The sequence below is a fragment of the Endozoicomonas sp. ALD040 genome (assembly GCF_049275945.1).
Lineage (GTDB): Bacteria > Pseudomonadota > Gammaproteobacteria > Pseudomonadales > Endozoicomonadaceae > Endozoicomonas_A.
In genome coordinates, this window is record NZ_CP184829.1 from 4,937,674 (window position 1) to 4,955,237 (window position 17,564).

The 17,564-nt window shown below is 47.5% G+C and carries 16 protein-coding genes, 2 tRNA genes and 1 pseudogene; 17 read left to right on the plus strand and 2 right to left on the minus strand.

Annotated elements, in window-relative coordinates; translation table 11 throughout:
- The first annotated feature begins 354 nt into the window (after positions 1-354).
- The 11 genes from gspE to ACOJUN_RS18155 all read left to right on the plus strand — a co-directional run bounded on the left by gspE (position 355) and on the right by ACOJUN_RS18155 (position 8,853).
- The gene (gene gspE, locus ACOJUN_RS18105) at positions 355-1,875 is read left to right on the plus strand and encodes a type II secretion system ATPase GspE (protein ID WP_422133309.1); all 1,521 of its coding nucleotides are present in this window, start codon (positions 355-357) and stop codon (positions 1,873-1,875) included.
- A 29-nt stretch (positions 1,876-1,904) separates the two neighbouring features.
- Positions 1,905-3,125, plus strand: a complete 1,221-nt coding sequence (gene gspF, locus ACOJUN_RS18110; protein ID WP_422133310.1) for a type II secretion system inner membrane protein GspF — start codon at positions 1,905-1,907, stop codon at positions 3,123-3,125.
- Between the two features lie 148 nt (positions 3,126-3,273).
- Positions 3,274-3,708: a type II secretion system major pseudopilin GspG gene (gspG, locus tag ACOJUN_RS18115; protein ID WP_422133311.1), complete on the plus strand. Its 435-nt coding sequence runs from the start codon at positions 3,274-3,276 to the stop codon at positions 3,706-3,708.
- 80 nt (positions 3,709-3,788) lie between these two features.
- Positions 3,789-4,289, plus strand: a complete 501-nt coding sequence (locus ACOJUN_RS18120; RefSeq protein ID WP_422133312.1) for a prepilin-type N-terminal cleavage/methylation domain-containing protein — start codon at positions 3,789-3,791, stop codon at positions 4,287-4,289.
- Positions 4,270-4,665, plus strand: coding sequence for a type II secretion system minor pseudopilin GspI (gspI, locus tag ACOJUN_RS18125; RefSeq protein WP_422133313.1), 396 nt, complete (start codon positions 4,270-4,272; stop codon positions 4,663-4,665). The genes ACOJUN_RS18120 and gspI overlap by 20 nt, the downstream gene beginning before the upstream one ends.
- Positions 4,662-5,429 (plus strand): type II secretion system minor pseudopilin GspJ, encoded by a 768-nt coding sequence (gene gspJ / locus ACOJUN_RS18130; RefSeq protein ID WP_422133314.1) that lies wholly within the window; start codon positions 4,662-4,664, stop codon positions 5,427-5,429. The genes gspI and gspJ overlap by 4 nt, the downstream gene beginning before the upstream one ends.
- Entirely contained in the window at positions 5,426-6,403 is a 978-nt protein-coding gene (gene gspK / locus ACOJUN_RS18135) for a type II secretion system minor pseudopilin GspK (RefSeq protein ID WP_422133315.1), read from the plus strand. The genes gspJ and gspK overlap by 4 nt, the downstream gene beginning before the upstream one ends.
- A 9-nt stretch (positions 6,404-6,412) precedes the next feature.
- Positions 6,413-7,825, plus strand: a complete 1,413-nt coding sequence (gspL, locus tag ACOJUN_RS18140) for a type II secretion system protein GspL (protein WP_422133316.1) — start codon at positions 6,413-6,415, stop codon at positions 7,823-7,825.
- A 5-nt stretch (positions 7,826-7,830) separates the two neighbouring features.
- Positions 7,831-8,340, plus strand: a complete 510-nt coding sequence (gspM, locus tag ACOJUN_RS18145; protein ID WP_422133317.1) for a type II secretion system protein GspM — start codon at positions 7,831-7,833, stop codon at positions 8,338-8,340.
- 296 nt (positions 8,341-8,636) lie between these two features.
- Positions 8,637-8,712 (plus strand) — tRNA-Val (locus tag ACOJUN_RS18150).
- A gap of 64 nt (positions 8,713-8,776) precedes the next feature.
- A tRNA-Asp gene (locus ACOJUN_RS18155) sits at positions 8,777-8,853 on the plus strand.
- 553 nt (positions 8,854-9,406) lie between these two features.
- Here the strand turns inward: ACOJUN_RS18155 and ACOJUN_RS18160 are convergent.
- Positions 9,407-10,150: pseudogene (locus ACOJUN_RS18160) on the minus strand (IS5 family transposase); the annotation flags it as partial.
- 465 nt (positions 10,151-10,615) lie between these two features.
- On the opposite strand from ACOJUN_RS18160, the gene ACOJUN_RS18165 reads away from it, so the two are divergent.
- Both ACOJUN_RS18165 and ACOJUN_RS18170 read left to right on the plus strand, forming a co-directional pair.
- Positions 10,616-10,822 carry a cold-shock protein gene (locus tag ACOJUN_RS18165; RefSeq protein ID WP_257275284.1) on the plus strand — a complete coding sequence of 69 codons (207 nt, stop codon included), beginning with the start codon at positions 10,616-10,618 and terminating at the stop codon, positions 10,820-10,822.
- Between the two features lie 80 nt (positions 10,823-10,902).
- Positions 10,903-11,121, plus strand: coding sequence for a hypothetical protein (locus tag ACOJUN_RS18170; RefSeq protein ID WP_422133318.1), 219 nt, complete (start codon positions 10,903-10,905; stop codon positions 11,119-11,121).
- A 90-nt stretch (positions 11,122-11,211) separates the two neighbouring features.
- Here the strand turns inward: ACOJUN_RS18170 and ACOJUN_RS18175 are convergent, their stop codons facing one another.
- Positions 11,212-11,574: a hypothetical protein gene (locus ACOJUN_RS18175; protein ID WP_422133319.1), complete on the minus strand. Its 363-nt coding sequence runs from the start codon at positions 11,572-11,574 to the stop codon at positions 11,212-11,214.
- A 290-nt stretch (positions 11,575-11,864) separates the two neighbouring features.
- On the opposite strand from ACOJUN_RS18175, the gene ACOJUN_RS18180 reads away from it, so the two are divergent.
- The 4 genes from ACOJUN_RS18180 (at position 11,865) to ACOJUN_RS18195 (ending at position 16,977) form a co-directional block, all read left to right on the plus strand.
- Entirely contained in the window at positions 11,865-12,044 is a 180-nt protein-coding gene (locus ACOJUN_RS18180; RefSeq protein WP_422133320.1) for a hypothetical protein, read from the plus strand.
- Positions 12,045-12,472: 428 nt separating this feature from the next.
- Positions 12,473-13,966, plus strand: coding sequence for an McrB family protein (locus ACOJUN_RS18185; RefSeq protein ID WP_422133321.1), 1,494 nt, complete (start codon positions 12,473-12,475; stop codon positions 13,964-13,966).
- Between the two features lie 13 nt (positions 13,967-13,979).
- Positions 13,980-16,310 carry a DUF2357 domain-containing protein gene (locus ACOJUN_RS18190; protein WP_422133322.1) on the plus strand — a complete coding sequence of 777 codons (2,331 nt, stop codon included), beginning with the start codon at positions 13,980-13,982 and terminating at the stop codon, positions 16,308-16,310.
- A 277-nt stretch (positions 16,311-16,587) separates the two neighbouring features.
- Complete coding sequence (locus tag ACOJUN_RS18195) at positions 16,588-16,977, plus strand: GNAT family N-acetyltransferase (protein ID WP_422133323.1); 390 nt, start codon at positions 16,588-16,590, stop codon at positions 16,975-16,977.
- Positions 16,978-17,564: the final 587 nt, after the last annotated feature.

A 17,564-nucleotide genomic window follows, 5' to 3' on the forward strand; every position in this document is an offset into this window, starting at 1 on the left:
ATTTCTCTATTTGATGTGTACTTGATTAAGGAAAGCGTTATGGGTCATGGGCTATTCTTAACCTAAATAAAGCATAAGAGTGCTGTTTTTAAAAGCTGATGCTTTCACTAAAAACAGTTTTTAATTAATCATTTTTGATCAGTAATATCTTCTGGATCAAAAAAGTTGGGTTTGTGTTTGAATCATTTTTAAAATTCAGTTGTAAAATTTGGATATTGGATCACACTTCCTGTGACGTGCTTGAAGAATAATTCAATTTCCAGGGTTCAGAGCAAAAAATATCGGATTGTTTCTGGTTGTCCTCGATCAACCCAATAGAAGTTCTGGAATTATTAATTATCCAAGGAGTTAGCCTTGACTGACACAGCCAGCCTTCCAGAAGATCAGGCATCCCAAAATCAGGGACTGATTTTGCATCGTCTGCCATTTACTTTTGCCAAAAGGCATGGGGTGGTGCTGGTCTGGGAGCAGGAACAGCCGGTGCTCTATTTTCGCTCGGTGCCTTCAGCTGATATCTTCTCTGAGGTCACACGAATTTCCTGCCAGTCTCCTGTTTATCGCAAGGTGGGAGCAGACCGGCTCTCCGAAGTCTTGTCCGAGTGTTATCACAATGACAGTTCCGAAGCTCTGCAGAATGCTGCCGGTATTAGTGATGATCTGGATCTGAGTAGTCTTGCTGAAGCAGTACCGGTAACAGAAGACCTGCTTGAGCAGAGTGACGATGCCCCGGTGATTCGCCTGATCAATGCTTTATTGACGGAAGCGATCAAGGAAGGCGCATCGGATGTCCATATCGAAACTTTCGAAAATATTCTGGTTGTCAGGGTGCGGGTAGATGGTGTTCTGAGAGAGATTCTAAGTCTGCAACGAACACTGGCTGCACTCCTTGTTTCGAGGATCAAGGTTATGGCTCGTCTGGATATTGCTGAAAAACGCATTCCCCAGGATGGCCGTATCTCTCTGAAAGTTGCGGGTAAAGAGGTGGATGTCAGGGTCTCAACACTACCTTCCAGTAATGGTGAGAGAGTGGTACTGCGTCTTCTTGATAAGGCAGCCGGTCGTCTTGAACTGAAGCATCTGGGTATGGAAAATCAGGATCTCCAATGCGTATCAAGCCTGCTGGCCAAACCCTATGGCATTATTCTAGTCACGGGGCCTACCGGTTCTGGTAAAACCACCTCTCTCTATGGTTGCTTGACCTCATTGAATGATAAATGTCGAAATATTCTCACCGTAGAAGATCCCATCGAATACAACCTCGAAGGTATTGGCCAGACTCAGGTGAATACCAAGGTTGATATGACGTTTGCAAGGGGGCTGAGAGCCATCCTACGTCAGGACCCGGATGTGGTCATGGTGGGGGAAATACGCGATACCGAAACAGCTGAAATTGCCGTGCAGGCCAGTTTGACCGGTCACCTCGTGTTATCGACACTTCATACCAATACTGCCATTGGTGCATTGACCCGCTTGCAGGATATGGGAATTGAACCTTTTCTACTCTCTTCCAGCTTGCTGGGTGTGATGGCTCAGCGTCTGGTCAGAGTTCTCTGTAATCAATGTAAACAGCCCTACCAACCTGATGAGGCTGAATGCAGGGAGTTGGGGGTTGAGTTAGCCAATGCGCCTGAACTGTACCACGCAAAAGGCTGTAAAGATTGCAATCACAGTGGATACCGGGGCCGGACCGGCATCTACGAAGTGGTCATGGTCGACGAGCAGGTCAGAAGAATGATTCATGCAGGAGAGGGAGAGCAGGTGATTACTGACTATGTCAGAAAGAGCTCTCCTGGCATAAGGGAAGATGGTGCCAAGAAAGTATTGGCTGGTCTGACAACACTGGAAGAAGTGCTCAGAGTGACCCAGAAAGATTAATCCGTATCGGAGGCGGATCACCGCACGACATGGCTGCATATGAATACATCGCCCTCGACCAGCAGGGCAAACAGCATAAGGGAACACTGGAAGCCGACAGTAACCGGCATGTCCGGCAGATGCTTCGTGATAAAGAGTTGACCCCCCTATCGGTCAATCAGGTCTCAGAGCAGAAACAGAATGCCTCCGGTGGTTTGTCCACGCTCTTTCAACGTGGTGTTTCTGCTGTTGAGCTCGCTACTCTGACTCGTCAGTTAGCCACTCTCATTCAGGCGGCCATGCCTGTAGAGGAAGCGCTTTATGGTGTCGCTTCCCAGCAGGAAAAGCGCAGGCTCAAAAATATACTGCTGGCGATTCGTTCCAAGGTACTTGAAGGTTTCACATTGGCCCAGAGCCTTGAAGATTTTCCTCATATTTTCCCCCAGATGTTCCGGGCCACAGTTGCAGCCGGTGAACATGCCGGATATTTGGACAAAGTACTGAACCGGTTGGCGGACTACACAGAAGCCAGAATGAAATCCACCCAGAAAATTCAACAGGCTCTTTTGTACCCCATCATACTGCTGATGGCGGCTCTGGGGATCGTTAGTTTTCTTCTGGGCTATGTGGTGCCCGATGTCGTAAAGGTCTTCGTCGACACGGGTCAGGATTTGCCAGGCATTACCGTTGCACTGATCGCTGCCAGTGAAGGATTCCAGACCTACTGGCCCGTTATTTTCGGTATTATTTTCTTTGGAATTGTCGCATTCAGGCAGGCGCTGAAGAAGCCGACATTCCGGATGTCATGGGATCGTTTCTTTTTACGCTTACCCATTCTTGGCCGCTTTAGTAGAACATTAAGTGCCGCAAGATTTGCCAGCACCCTGAGCATACTCACCCGAAGTGGTGTTTCGCTGGTGGAAGCCCTGATTATTGCCGCACAGGTTATTGATAACCGGGCAATTTGTGATGCGGTTAAAGATGTTGCCAGAAGGGTCAGTGAAGGTTCCAGTCTGAACCGAGCCTTGGCTGAAACCGGTTATTTCCCACCTTTGATGCTTCACATGATTGGCAGTGGTGAATCGACTGGTGAGCTGGACGAAATGCTGGACAGAACGGCTCAGAATCAGCAGATGGAGCTGGATGGGAGGATATCCCTCTTGCTGGGGCTTTTTGAACCCTTAATGTTGGTGGTTATGGGCGGTGTAGTCATGGTGATTGTGTTAGCCATATTGCTGCCCATTCTTAACATGAACCAGCTTTTAAACTGAATGCAGTGAGCATGGCTTTTAAAGCAATGTTCGTAAAGGTTGAAACAGGACGTACACGACAGAATCTGCCGCTTGACTGACAGATTTCTGGAAGTGGGGGCAGCAATCCCATTTCCTCGGTACGGAATCCATTGATGAGGTCGTGAAAATGATGACAAGACAGGTACAAAGAGGTTTTACCCTCATAGAGATCATGGTGGTTGTCGTGATTCTGGGAATACTGGCTGCCATGGTGGCGCCAAAAATTCTCAGCCGTCCTGATCAGGCCAAGATTACAGTGGCCAGGTCGGATATTGAAACGCTCTCCCAGGCGCTTGAATTATACAGACTGGACAATGGTTTTTATCCTTCGACGGATCAGGGTCTGGATGCCCTGATCAAGAAGCCTACCATCGCTCCTGAGCCTAGAAACTGGAATCCGGAGGGCTATTTGAAAAAAGCTCCGGTTGACCCTTGGGGGAATGCCTACATTTATCTGCAGCCTGGTAATCATGGAAAATACGATCTCTATTCTCAGGGGGCTGATGGCCGTGAGGGTGGTGAAGGTCTTAATGCAGATATTACCAACTGGGAAGAGTCTTGAACTCAATTCTGATATCGGATTAAAACTTCCAAAGTTAAAGGGGCTCAATGAACAGTATGGTATCGGAAGGAAGCAGGACAGTGATTAACAAAAATCAGGGTTTTACTCTGGTTGAATTGCTCGTTGTCATTCTGATTATAGGTATATTGCTGGGTATTACTCTATTGAGCCCAATGACTGGGAATGTTCAAAAAACAGTTCAGGAGCAGGCGGCAAGATTACAGATTTTGTTCTCTCAGGTCAGGGACAAAGCGCTCCTGGATAATGCCGAATACGGCTTTTCCATTGATGAGAATGGGCGTTACTACTGGTGGGTATTGCCGCTGGAAAGTAATGAATGGATTGTGATTACAGAGACACCTTTTCAGCCCTACAGGATGCCGGAAAGTCTGGATGTTTATCTGTATACAGATGAGGACGATCTACCCTTTCTCGAACCCACAGATGTCGGCCCTGATGTTGTTTTTTATTCAGACTATCAGGTGACCCCTTTTTCTCTATTCGTGATCCCCAGTGAAAACAAAAAGCAGAGGGTGGTGCTGATAACCGATGGCTTGTCCGATGTCGAAGTCGTCCGCTAGTATTTTTGGTTTCACCCTTATTGAGGTGATGGTGGCTGTGGTCATTTTTGCTTTAGCCGCTTCCATGTTGATGCTGGCAGACGGTAACAGTATCCGCCAAACCCGCTATATGCAGGAAAAGGTTTTGGCTGCACAGCTGGCTGACCAGTATCTGAGCCGTATCCAGGCAGAAAAAAACTGGCCTGATAAAGGGGTCAGAGGAAAGGTTGAAAACTATGTTGGGTATGACTGGTACGTTCGTCAAACCGTCAGGGATACCACCAAGAGAGACTTCAGAAAAATTGTTGTGGATGTCTTTGTGGGTGTTCAGAAGCCTGATGGTGACGATATTCCGATATTCTCTCTGGAGTCCTATCTGAGGAAGCCCAGAAAATGAACGGAAGCAAGGGATTTACACTGCTTGAGCTGATGATAGCCATAATGCTCTTTGCCATGATCAGCACGGCGGCCTACAAGTTGTTCGATTCAGTGAGTCGGGCTCAGCAGGTGACCGATGGCATTCTGGACAGTTTGGATGAAATTCAGCGGGCGAAGCTGATTCTGGAGAAAGATCTGTTCCAGTTGGCGGCAAGACCGGTACGGGATGAATTTGGTGAGATTCTACCAGCCGTCAAGTCTCCCAGTCTTGATGGCTTTGTTCTGGAATTTACCCGTGCTGGCTGGCGTAACCCGCTGATGGAGCTGAGGAGCAACCTGCAACGAGTTGCTTATAACCTGGAAGACGATGAGCTGGTTCGTTACTACTGGTTAATGTTGGACAGGGCTCCTGATCCGGTTCTGATAAGGCAGGTTATTCTCGACAATGTGCAGGCATTGAAAGTCCGTTTTATGGACGAAAAGAAGCGCTGGAAGAACAGCTGGCCACCGGAAAAAAAATCCCGGAGACCGAAACCGGCAACTGGAGCAAAGAAAACAGAAGATCCGGTGATGCCCCACGCAATAGAGCTGACGATGCAGCACGGGAATTTTGGAAAACTGGTAACGATTTTGCCTGCTCTAGACTACAAGTCCCCGAATGCTCATACAAAACCGGATCAGGAACAGGGTAAAGATCAGAATAGAGCAGGGCGAATGTCTTTCATACCAGAGCTGTATGAGAGTGACTATGAAGAAGGTGATGAGAAAGAGGAAGAACGATGAGGCCAGTTAACCGGCAGCGTGGCATTGCCCTGATCTATGTGCTCTTGATCTTCGCGATGATTACCTTGATGGCTTCCCAGATGATGACCAGTCTCTGGCTCCACACTGAAAAAAATACCCATTATCTGGAGCGTATACAGGCCAGACATCTGGCTCTGGGGGCTGAAAACTATGTTGCTTTATTGCTAGAGCAGGATGCGGAAGAAGACAAGAAAAAGAAAAAAATCATGGATCACGAAAGTGAACGCTGGAATATACAAGAAGTGGGCTATGCCGTTGATCAGGGGGATATCGAGTTGGTCATTGTTGATGAAACCAGTCGGTTTAACCTGAACTGGCTCGCCGCAGATGCACTGGACGGACAAAAGTTTCGTGGAATGTTCGAGATCATACTGCAAAATCTGGGCCTGAATGTACAGATTGCCTCAGCCATCAAGGACTGGATTGATCATGACCAGGAACCCTCAGAAGACGGTGGAGAAGATAATAATTATCTGTCCATGGATCCGCCGAGAAGAACTTCTGATGCTCCGTTTGTTTCATTATCCGAGTTAAGACTGATTAAGGGCGTTGGTATTGATGAGTTTGAATTGTTAGCTCCTCTGGTAACCGCTTTGCCAGACACTACCAGTATCAACGTCAATACGGTGCTGCCTGAAGTAATGCGTTCACTGTCTGATAAACTCACAGAAAGTGATGTAGAGACTATTATTGATGCTCAGAGTGCAGAAGGGTTCGTCAGACTGGAAGATCTGGCCAGGCTGCCGGCCCTGAAAGATAAAACTGCCGCTCTTAAAGAAGTGCCTCTGGATGTTGCCAGCCAATATTTTACTGCTTACATCAAGGCAACGTATCGAGATACGTCATTCTATTTAAAAACCCTTATGTATCGTAATACAGAGGGACAGGTTCAAATCGCCGGTCGTGAGATTGGACCCAACGACTACTGGGTAAGTGCCAAGAAGGAATCCTGAGGTCTAATAATGAAAAACATCCTGTTGATTCGGATACCACCGCCGGTTTCCCGGATTGAGACGAACACTCGAGTTCAGTGGGGGGCTTTTGCCAGTAACGGACAGCTCTTGGGAGATGTCCATATCTCGGAGCTGGGTCAAGTCAAAAATGACTGGGTCCAGTTTGTTATCCATAAGCCTGATAACAAAGAGCTGGACGAGACCACTCTGGAAGATGAAATGCCGGACCAGGTGTTAGTGCTTTTGCCAGGGACTCTGGTCATGCACAAGCGGCTACCTATTAACAGTGGTCAGCGAAAGCATCTTTCAACCGCGCTGCCCTTTATGATTGAAGAGGAACTAGCCGATGACATCGAGTCTATGCACCTGGCCAGTTATCTAAACAGGAAAAGTGAACAAGTTTACGTGTCGGCTGTTCCCCATGAGCAGATGCAATCTCTATTAGCCTGTCTTGACGAGCAGGGGGTTTCCGCCCAGCAAGTTATGGCTGAGCTACAGTTTTTGCAGGGCGTTCCGCGAGAATTAAACCTCCTTCTTGAAAATGATTCCTCTATTCTTTCTGCACCCGACCAAGCCAGTGTTTGTCTCGACTACGAAGCTCTCAAGTTTGTTTTGGGTCATTGGGGGGAAAAGGTCAGTGAAGATATTATTCACACGGATGAGGAGCTGGTAGCTGAAGATGCTGAGGCTCTTGTTAGTGCCAGAATAAGATTTGCTGATGGTCTGGTGTCATTGGCTACTGAGAAGAGAGATCAGGTGAAACAATGGCTGGAAGAAAACGGCTGGCTGGTGGAAGAAGAACCATTGACTGGCACTGTTTTTGAGTATCTGGCGGCGTTGTATTTTTCATCCAAAAGATCTGCCGACTTAGTTGACCTTCGTTATGGCCCTTATCAATGCCCTAAAAGAGCTACCCGCAAGATGCGCCGCTGGAAGCCTCTGGCCCTGGTGGCTTCCATCTGGTTGCTGCTTGAGCTGGGTTTAAAAGTCGGGGAAGGAGTTTTGTATCAACAGAAAGCCCAAGAGTACTGGCAGGATAGCGCAGAGCTCTACTTGGAAGTCTTTCCACAGGATCAGCAGGTGCTTGAGGCCCAGACACATTCAGTTGGAAGCATTAACCTGAAGGGGCGTATGGAAAGTCGATTGAAAAATGTTGGTCAAAGTGCCACTGGAGAAGCCTTTTTACCTTTGCTGCAACAGGTTTCTGCTGTGTCATCTTCTTTGTCAGATTTTAAGCTGAAGCCGGTCAGCATGGATTTCAATGAAGCGACAGGAGCACTGGTGCTGGAGTTGAAAGCAGACAATCTTGAAGGGGTTGATAAGCTGTTGGCGGCAGTAAAATCATCCGGGCTAAGCGCACGCCTGGATAGTGCCAACCAGGAAAAAACGGGCGTCAATGCTCGAATGACGATAGGCAGGTGAAGCTGATGAAACTGACTCATCTACTCGAGAGAAGTCCGCTCTGGCTCCAGCTTCGGGCTAAGTACGAGCTGATGCCGGAGAAAGATCGAAGAGCATTGCATCTTCTGACAGCACTCCTTTTGTTGGCTTCAGTCTATCTGTTCGTTTGGAAGCCTATAACCGAATGGAGTGAAAAGCAGCAGGAAGAGTTCACTCACCAACAATCCATTTATGAATGGATGGCAGATAATGTTGATCAAGCAAAACAAGCTCAAAGGAAACAAAGGGCTGCAGGTGCAAAAAAAGACCTTTCTACTATTGTATCGGGCAGTGCCAGACAATCAGAACTGACATTAAGTCGTGTTCAACCTGATCGTAAAGGTTTGGGAGTCTGGATAGAAGATGCGGCCTATCAGAAGCTTCTGGCTTGGATGGTTGCATTGGATACCCGTTATGAAGTGACTATTCAGCAGATAAAAATCGATCGAGGTAAAGAAGAGGGTCGAGTGAAAGTCTATATGCATCTTGCAAATTGATTCTGGCAGATACGGGGGCTCCATCAAAAGCTTTCGTATCTCTGAATAAACGACAGCTTTAAGATTGAATTTTGGTGCTTTCTTCTTGGTTTTAAAGGAGAGTTTGAGTTGTCAAAAATAGACTCATGTTTTTGTAAACTCATTGATAGCATATCGCTGATATTGAAAACACAGAAAAACTCTCAGCTAGAACACAAAAGTTCTTCTTTTTACGTGTTTTTTTCCTTGACACTTTCATCTGATCTGCATAACATTCGCTCCACTTCAGCGCACTGCACCGCGCAGAGAGAGAAGTCGGGTGATTAGCTCAGCTGGGAGAGCATCTGCCTTACAAGCAGAGGGTCGGCGGTTCGATCCCGTCATCACCCACCAGTTTCTCTAAAGGGGTTGCGTGACCGCATACTGGCTACTTTGGGCGGTATGTGTAGGGTTCAGCGGACCGGTAGTTCAGTTGGTTAGAATGCCGGCCTGTCACGCCGGAGGTCGCGGGTTCGAGTCCCGTCCGGTCCGCCATATATCAAAAAACCTGTAGGCTGTCGTCTACAGGTTTTTTCTGTTTTGGCCCTACGTTTAAAGGGTTTTTGCAACTTTTGCCGGTTTTGCAAAACGGGCTTTTTCACTGTTTTTCCTCCTGTTCCTCTCTGTTTTTCTCTCTTCTCGGTTTTTTTGGAGGAATTGGGGTGTCACTTCCTCCATTTTGGTTTTTCTTTTCAAAACAGTACGTTAGTTTAGTTTTTGGACTGGAGGTCGATGTCGGGTTCGTGGGCGATTTTATGCTGGGCAGATAAAACTGATTACAAACCAGAGTCTACTAATGTTGCGGTGGTTTGCTTTCTAAAATGTTCCCGCTGCTCAGACCAGAGCATCGGGAAGGGGTTCATACAGTCTTTCATCGACAGCTGCCACGTACCCTGATAGCACAGAATATCCTCCTGAATATCCGGGGCCAGACAGGTCAGGCGGATGCACTTTGAGACCCTGGCCTTGTCCACCTTCTCTTTCTCAGCCAGCTGCTTGATGCCAGGGAGCGTTCTTTTCTAACCAGACAATCAATTTACTGATGTTGTCAAGCTAACCAGATCATGATGGCTGCTATCTGAAGCATTTTCATATAATTGCGTGCCAAGCGTTCATAGCGAGTTGCAACTCGCCGAAAGTTCTTGAGCTTTTGGAATAGTCGCTCAATTAGATTTCGCTACTTGTAGATTTCTTTGTCATATTTTCGCTGATCTATCCGATTTCGCTTCGGAGGAATCACTGCTTCAGCACCTGACTTCTTGACCTCGAGGAGGAGTGCATTTGAGTCATATCCCTTGTCAGCAAGAACGAAGTCCGCTGAAAATCCCTCTATCATGGCATTTGCCTGTTCTTACTCTGATGCTTGTCCAGCTGTGAGAATGAAGCGAACAGGATTACCAAGTGCATCCGTTGCAGTGTGGATCCTGGTTGTTAAACCTCCCCTTGATTTTCCAACTGCTTCGGCACTGTTATCCGTTTTTTTGGAGCACCGTGTTGATGAACACGGGTGATTGATCCGTCAACCATGAGGTATTCCGTATCACAATCCTGACTCAGTTTTTCAAAGACTTGATTGCATATTCCTTTCGAGCTCCAGCGACTGAATCGGTTGTATATTATTGTGCCAATCACCGAACTCTTCAGGCATGTCTCTCCACGGTACTCCGGTACGAGCAAGCCAGAGAATCGACTCAATGAATAACCTGTTGTCAGCTGTTGGTCCGGGGTCAGAGACTTTACCCGGCAGCATGTCTTTGACCCGATCCCATTGTTTATCTTTGAGTACTGTGCGAGTTGTAGCAGACCTAAACGCCGCATTCTAGATCACTTTCAGGTGTCTTTCCGGTCAGGTTACTGATGTTTTTATCTGTTCGGTCGGTTGGATAATAACGCGCCCTGGTCGAGGTTCAGGAGGATGCAGAGAGTTGGAGGGCATTGTGCCTTTCGGCAAGCGTAAAGGCAGATTCTGGACGAGTGGTACAAATCATCGAGCCAGAAAGGCACTACTCACAGAATTAATGCTAATTGAGTAGTTACCACCGTTAATGATTGTTTTATACTCGTTGCTAAAAGCTCGAAGCCATGTAAAATGGGCACCAGGTTATAAGTGCGTTTGATTCTTTATGTATAGATTTAGTGTTCTGAGCGTAGTAGCTTGTCCTGTTCTTCATAAGCGATAACAAAACTTCTAGCTTTACCGCCTTATCCGTGGCATACACGGCAAGGTATTTTGCTTAAAAAAAATCAGGATATGATTATGTCTACTACTACCGGTACTGTTAAGTGGTTCAACGAAGAGAAAGGTTTTGGTTTCATCGCTCAGGAGAATGGTCCTGACGTGTTCGCCCATTTCCGTCAGATCGTTGGCGACGGTTTCAAAACCCTGACTGAAGGCCAGCAGGTTGAATTTCGAGTGACCCAGGGTCAGAAAGGTCCTCAGGCAGAAGACATCCGTCCTCTGTAAAGATTGAGCTACGTACTATGTAGCTGAGATGCTTCACATTGGTGAAGGTGAAAAGGCAATACCTCAGGGTGTTGCCTTTTTTGCGTTCAGGGAAGAGTAAAAGGGAAGACCATGGCTACTACCAACATCTGGCAACAGTTCAGGCGCTTATCCCGGAAGGAAGCAAGGTTATAGCTACAATCACCGCGCTCAATGGCAATGGAACGAGTCAGTCAGAGCTAAGTGGTGGTTCAGTCGTGACAGTGAGAAGAGAGTCTGTGGGACTAGGGCAGAAGGCTTTTATTCAGGGGGAGAGGTAAAGGGGGCTGTGCCGGATTTGGCGCTGCATGAGGTGGAGGTTTGAGAACATCAGGCATCAGGGCGCAATTCAGGTTCTCGTAAATTTATTATTACCAGTCATTGTTTATTCCCCCTCCTGAACTGAAACTGTCATCGTATGAAGAACCAAATGAGCCATCAAATGATGAACTTAAAGAGCCATGCATATCGGAATCCAGGGAGTCATTCATATTTGTACCATTCAGGCTTCTGCCTATATCAATGCCGCCAATGCTGTCGTCCACCATTTTATCATTCTGATGACTATCAAGCTTCAGGCGGGTAATGGTTTTTCGAGCCAGTGCCTTTTGCTTGGCTGGCAGGGCTGGGTTAGGTGATATTTCATCGGGTGAAAAATTGATCACAAAGGTATGCTCCGCCATGCCAATAGGGTCTTCAACTGCTGATAAGGCTTCTTCTTTTCTTTCTGCCAACTGGCCCAATCCCGAATCAACCCGTTGCAAAGGGAAGCATTGCCAGCCCCAGCCAGTCCATCCCGCACGTCTGAGGGTGAGAACACAAAAGCCGGGGTTCGCTCCTGAATATCTTCACCGTTCTTTTGCGGCAGCCAATAATTGCGGTGAGGGTCCCACACCGCAAAAATGCCATTGGTCATGGCGTAAAGCACCAGGCCAGGGTTGGCAGGGCGATCAGTTTAGCAAAATCGTCGTAAACCCTCGCCCAATCGAGGGTGTCGCAAAACTCTCTCCGGCGTGGGAGCGCGTTGACTCCCGTCATTGCCGGCTTCATTCTCGTCATTCCCGCGAAGGCGGGAATCCACAATGACTCTCCACCAGAACCATACTGCCCGGTGTACCCCTGGCCTTGTCATCCCCGAGAAGGCAGAGATCCACCGTTGGCGCTGGATTCCCGCCTTCGCGGGAATGACGACTTCAGAGCGTGAGAACGAGCTGTTGAAGTTTTGCGACACCCTCGCAGAGCGTGGAAACGAGTTGTTGGGCTTTTGCGACACCCTCGACAAGGCGGGATGTGTCACATGGTTGACAGCGATCAGTCGGTTACTGATTGTGGCTGGTTGCATAAGCTTGTTGTTAACTGTTGTGGGTCAAGCTGGCTACTGTATTGCTTGTATTAAGAAAAGACTGAGATACTGAGTCGTACACGCTATCAAGTGTTTTTCCCTATCCGGCTAAACATGTACGATAGTCTATGTTAAATGATTTTTTGACCAGAGCAGAGGAAGCTTTGGAGGGAGTTCAATATGTTTATTAACCTTGTTTGAGTAATCTTGATCACGCTTTAATAAACGTCTATGTTTCAGCTATTTTTTTCTATACTCTTACCTGTTATTGGCCTAACGTCGGTTAACGGATGAAGATTAAGCAAGGTGTTGTTCTCGGTGAAGGGAGCAGATCACTAACAATAGAAAAAATAAACGCGGAAAATATCTATATACGAATGGCGCAAGGTAACCAATTGCGCATCATACCGGCCATCGTTGTTGGGGCGTTGTTAAAAGCGTTGGAAACAGGAAAAATTACGCTCCGGGACATTGATCGAACATATCGTAAAGAACATGATCTACCCCCTTTATTTGATCATCTTCATATTGATTTTGACAAGTATATTCTTGGTTATGACTCAACTATCAAGAGGATATGTGAGTACGAGTTGAGTGCGGTTGAACCTGCAGAAGTATCTGAAAACAATCGACTCAACCTCCCCAAACCCTTCCTCCTTCTGGCCGGAATCTCCGGCACCGGTAAATCCCGTTTTATCAGAAAGCAGGCAGAGTTCCATGATCCGGATGACCCTGAAGGGAACTTCTGTCTGATCCCGGTAAGGCCTGACTGGCATGAGCCTTCTGATCTGTTAGGTTATGTCTCCCGGGTTGATAAACCGAAATACATTGCCACCAAAGTGCTTGCGTTTATTATCCGTGCCTGGAAGTCGGTTGCGCCTGATGCCTCCGCAGCCGGAACCGGAACTCTGAATTCTGCTTCGCCTCCCTATTGGCTCTGTCTGGATGAGATGAATTTGGCACCGGTGGAGCAATATTTTGCGGATTACCTATCGGTATTGGAAACACGGGATTTCAACGAGGTCGGAGAGTATTGTTGTGAACCGTTGCTGGACTTGCAAGCACTGAATCAATCCGATGACCTGGAGCTTCAGGCGGATTTAGGGCTGATGGATGATCCGCTGTGGGGTTACTTTCAACAGCACGGCATCGGCATACCACCCAATCTGTTGGTGGCCGGTACCGTTAATATGGATGAAACCACTCATGGTTTTTCCCGCAAGGTGATTGACCGGGCACTGACTTTGGATTATGGCGAGTTTTATCCTAATGATTATGGTCAGTTCTTTGAGGGACAACCGGAGAATAGAGTATTTCACTGGTCAGTGTTGACCTCGGCCAGGCGGGAGCAGCTGACAGGTACCTTCGACACTGATGGAAAGCGTACGGTTGCCTTTCTTGAGCGGGTGAATCAGGTGCTTAAACGAACCCCTTTTGAGTTGGCCTATCGCGCCCTGAACGAGTTGTTGCTCTATGTGGCGTGTTTGCAACCCGGAGATGAGCAAGCGCTGCAAGCGGTTTGGGATGATTTCATGATGACCAAGGTACTGCCCCGCATTGATGGTGATGAGGATAAGCTGCGAGTGGTGATCGATGAGGATGCGGTTAACCTGTTGGATAAACTGACCGACGAGCTCAAAGGCTTACTGCCCGATATCTGGGATGGGCAGCGTCCGGACCTGTTCCGTGATGTGGAAAAAGGCATCCCGTGTCGCTCTCGAAAAAAACTGGAGTGGATGTTAGCGCGGCTTGAGAGTCATACCTTTACCAGTTATTGGCCCTGAGTGAGTAGAGATTATGCCGGAACTGGCCGTTATTGAAACCGGGCATTTTGATTGCGTCATTTGGTCAAAAGATATTCGTTCCAGTCAGCGGCGGCTGGAACGAACGCTGACGGAGCGTGGCAATGCCGTGCCGACTTCTGAGGTGCGGTTTTCTCCCCCGTTATTGTTAAAACATGCCACAGAGCCGGTGTTTGAATTATGTCTTGGTGAAGCGGTCTTCTTTGAAAACAAATATTACGAGATTGAGTTTCTGTTTCACCAGCCACCGGAAGCGGGTGATCCGCTGCCGACGGTGCAACATAAGCTAAAGGTTATTGAAGAGTCTTTTCGTTTCAGTCCCCGTAGCTGCTCTTTACGGGGAAGTATCAATGCGGGCAACCATGTCGGTACTTTTCAGTTTAAACTGGCCTATTCCTATCAGGGACGGCTAATAGAACAGTCGATTGCTTTCGATATTTTGCCGGTGAAGATGGATATGCTGTCGGATTTCAGGGCAATGAACGAGGCTGTTGATGCTGCGTTTCCACTGTGGCGTTACTCATTGGCAGAAGGCACCAGTCATTCATTAAGCGCCGTTAAAAAGCCGTACTCCCAATTCTTGCTGTTGTGGTTTGCACGATTTGAATCCCTTCATAAGGAGTTGTTGGCCGGGCTGAAGCATGTGGTGAATGCGCCGCATAGTCGGTTGATGGAGTATAAGCACACCGTTCCGATGAGTCGGTTGAGGGGCAGGCTATCCAGACAGCAGGAAGAGCGGCTGGCGCTGGAAAAGGCCAATAAAAATTATGAGAAGTCTTTTACGCTGAGCAAAAAGCGACTCCACGTGGATACGCCGGAAAACCGTTTTATTAAAGCGGTGATTGGTCATGGCGTCACCAGGCTGACCCGGGTTCAACAGCTGGCGTGTCTGGCTCCGGAATCCGGTAAAGTGCGTTTTTCCGCCAGCTTTATGAAAGAGCTGGAAAGTTGGCAGAAGGCTTTGCGGCATTTTCAGAAACAGCCGTTTTTCAGGGACGTTGGAGAATACCGGGGGCTGAAGCGGGAGTCGTTGGTATTACAGCAAAAGCCTGGTTACTCGAAAGTTTATAAAATCTGGCAACAGCTTAAATGGTATCTTGAGCTTCTGGATGGGGCCGATCAACTCTCCTTGCGCAATGTGGCAGAGATGTATGAAGTCTGGTGTTTTCTGGAGATACGCAGGATTATTGTGGACCTGGGCTTTGAGGAGGTTCCTTGTGGGCGGATACCTCTGGTAGACAGTGGAATCCGTGTTTCGTTAAAGGATGGGATGGCCGGAGCTTTTCATTTCAGGCGGTCTGACGGGGTGAAAATCCGTTTGGCTCATGAACCGATATTCAGAAAGAAAGACGGTCAGATCAGAACCTGGTTGGTGACTCAAAAACCGGATATTTTGCTCGAGGCTACCTTTCCTGACGGGGCCGGGATTATCTGGTTATTTGATGCCAAGTATCGGATTGAGACGCCTGCGGATGATCAGGGAACCCCCTCAGGCTCCGACCGGGTGCCCGATGATGCCATCAATCAAATGCATCGTTATCGGGATGCCCTGATTCATCGTTGTAAGTTTGATGACAGAGGGTTTGTGAAAACCCGTCCGGTGTTTGGTGCCTATGTGTTGTATCCGGGCTATTTCAATCAGCTTTGTGAATGCAACCCATACAGTGTCGCGATTAATGAAGTGGGCATCGGTGCTTTTAGTCTGTTACCTCAGGTTGATAACAAGGGGAGTCATTGGCTATCTGTTTTTTTGCAACGAAAACTGGGTGTTCCTGAGACAAAATATCCGTATGCGACCAGTGAACGGTATTTTGTGGAGGACGCTGCACGAATTCCGGGTAAAGGTTATTCGATCGCCCATTATCAGGGGCTGACTATTCTGGCAAATCAGTTGGGACCTGACCGGAATCAGGAGTATATAAACCAGTTTAAAAACGGCGATGCCCGGTTTTATCACACAAAGCTCGTTGCCTTTGAGCGAGAGAAAATCCAGCAACATATCGCTACCGAAGCTCGTTACCTTGCAGTGGCTCTGGATGATGCTGATGGTGTTCAGCGACGGGTGAACTATATTTATCCGATCCTGAAAGCAGAGCGTGTGCAAAGGGGGAACCTCACGGAAGAACAGACGGGTACTCCGGTTGTTTCCAGCCCGGATGAGTGGTTCTGGCTATTTAGCCTGGGATCTGCCTTACGTTTGAAAATACCGTTGTGGCAAGAGCGTAAGGTGCATTTTGAGTTAAAACTGGTCTCCAGGGATGACCTGACAGCAGGTTATGGATGGGATGAGCTGCCTGAACTTTATTCATCGTTAGTGAAGAAGTAAGGGGTAGATGTTTGCTTCTGGCAGATCACAGAGACCTGCCCGTTAGATCGACTCGGCTAACGACAATTGTCGGTTAAGAAATATGAGTTGATGAAACCTACAGATGAGGGCGTTTAGTTACATTTTCATGCAGATGTTCCTGCCGATCTGAAAGCTTGTATGGATCTGGCTGTTTTAATGGCCTCTTGCGTGGAGCCCAATAGTCAAGGTTTCTTTGGCGCCACTACTCTCAGCTTTGAACCGGCTCATTAGATTCTTTATCAGCCGGACAATCCTTTTGCCAACCGCTAAACCTATGCCGGATGGTAAATACCCGATTTGTGCATTTTACACCATTGCGCCGGGCTCTATTTCGAGAAAAACGCTTCCAGTGTCGTTAGCCAAAAAACTACCGGGCTATCCTGTGCCTGTTTTTTTGCTAGCACAACTTGCGGTTCATAAAGGCTTCAAGGTTAGGGGGGTTGGAAAGATTGCTTTGATCAAAGCTCTTGAATACTTATACGACATTAATGCTCATATGGGGGCTTATGCTGTTATTGTTGACTGTTTGAATGATAATATTGCGGCCTTATATGAACAGTTTGGCTTTGAATCCTTAACGAAAGAAAGTGACCGGGAACGTATGTTCTTGTCCATGAAAACGGTGCAATTACTGTTTGATAAATGATGAAAAATAGTTGCACTCGTTCTTGTTGGTTTTGACATAAGGCTTAACAAACTGGGATGAGATTAACTTGACAGTATGCTCATATGTCTTAAGTAACTGATCCTGGTGATGAGCACTGCCACAGGCTTTCACGATAATAATACATGGCTCAAGATTGGCTTAGTATTCCAGCAGATGTTTCCTGGACAACTTCTTTCTGATAACTTTGCGACCCTGTTCATCAACACCAAACGATGGTAGCTGTTCTTGCCAATATTGATACCCAGTACTGAAATAGTCATGGGTGGTTCGCTCGGACTAATCCAGTTTAAATGGTTAACTCCATTTTGGGCTCATTTAAAGCCGTTTGGGAGGGGGAGCATCCCATGTTCTGGGTTGATGGACGCTATTATGACGATCGATGATCTTCTGGAACTGGTGTCGGGGGAATAGCCCTGAGCAACTGTTGGAAAACACTGTTACGACGTTTCCTTGTTAAAGTGGACAAAGCTTCCGGGCTTATCCCCGCTACCTGACTCTCAGGCACGTGGCCTGGAATTGCGACAAATCAGAAAGCTTCCGGGGTTCTGTTACATACGGTGCAGGAC

Excerpts from the sequence above, each read along its gene's own strand:
- gspJ (WP_422133314.1), top strand. The coding sequence starts at position 4,662 with ATGAACGGAAGCAAGGGATTTACACTGCTTGAGCTGATGATAGCCATA.
- ACOJUN_RS18190 (WP_422133322.1), top strand. The coding sequence starts at position 13,980 with ATGCCGGAACTGGCCGTTATTGAAACCGGGCATTTTGATTGCGTCATT.
- ACOJUN_RS18185 (WP_422133321.1), top strand. The coding sequence starts at position 12,473 with ATGAAGATTAAGCAAGGTGTTGTTCTCGGTGAAGGGAGCAGATCACTA.
- gspL (WP_422133316.1), top strand. The coding sequence starts at position 6,413 with ATGAAAAACATCCTGTTGATTCGGATACCACCGCCGGTTTCCCGGATT.
- gspF (WP_422133310.1), top strand. The coding sequence starts at position 1,905 with ATGGCTGCATATGAATACATCGCCCTCGACCAGCAGGGCAAACAGCAT.
- gspK (WP_422133315.1), top strand. The coding sequence starts at position 5,426 with ATGAGGCCAGTTAACCGGCAGCGTGGCATTGCCCTGATCTATGTGCTC.
- gspI (WP_422133313.1), top strand. The coding sequence starts at position 4,270 with ATGTCGAAGTCGTCCGCTAGTATTTTTGGTTTCACCCTTATTGAGGTG.
- gspG (WP_422133311.1), top strand. The coding sequence starts at position 3,274 with ATGATGACAAGACAGGTACAAAGAGGTTTTACCCTCATAGAGATCATG.
- ACOJUN_RS18165 (WP_257275284.1), top strand. The coding sequence starts at position 10,616 with ATGTCTACTACTACCGGTACTGTTAAGTGGTTCAACGAAGAGAAAGGT.
- gspM (WP_422133317.1), top strand. The coding sequence starts at position 7,831 with ATGAAACTGACTCATCTACTCGAGAGAAGTCCGCTCTGGCTCCAGCTT.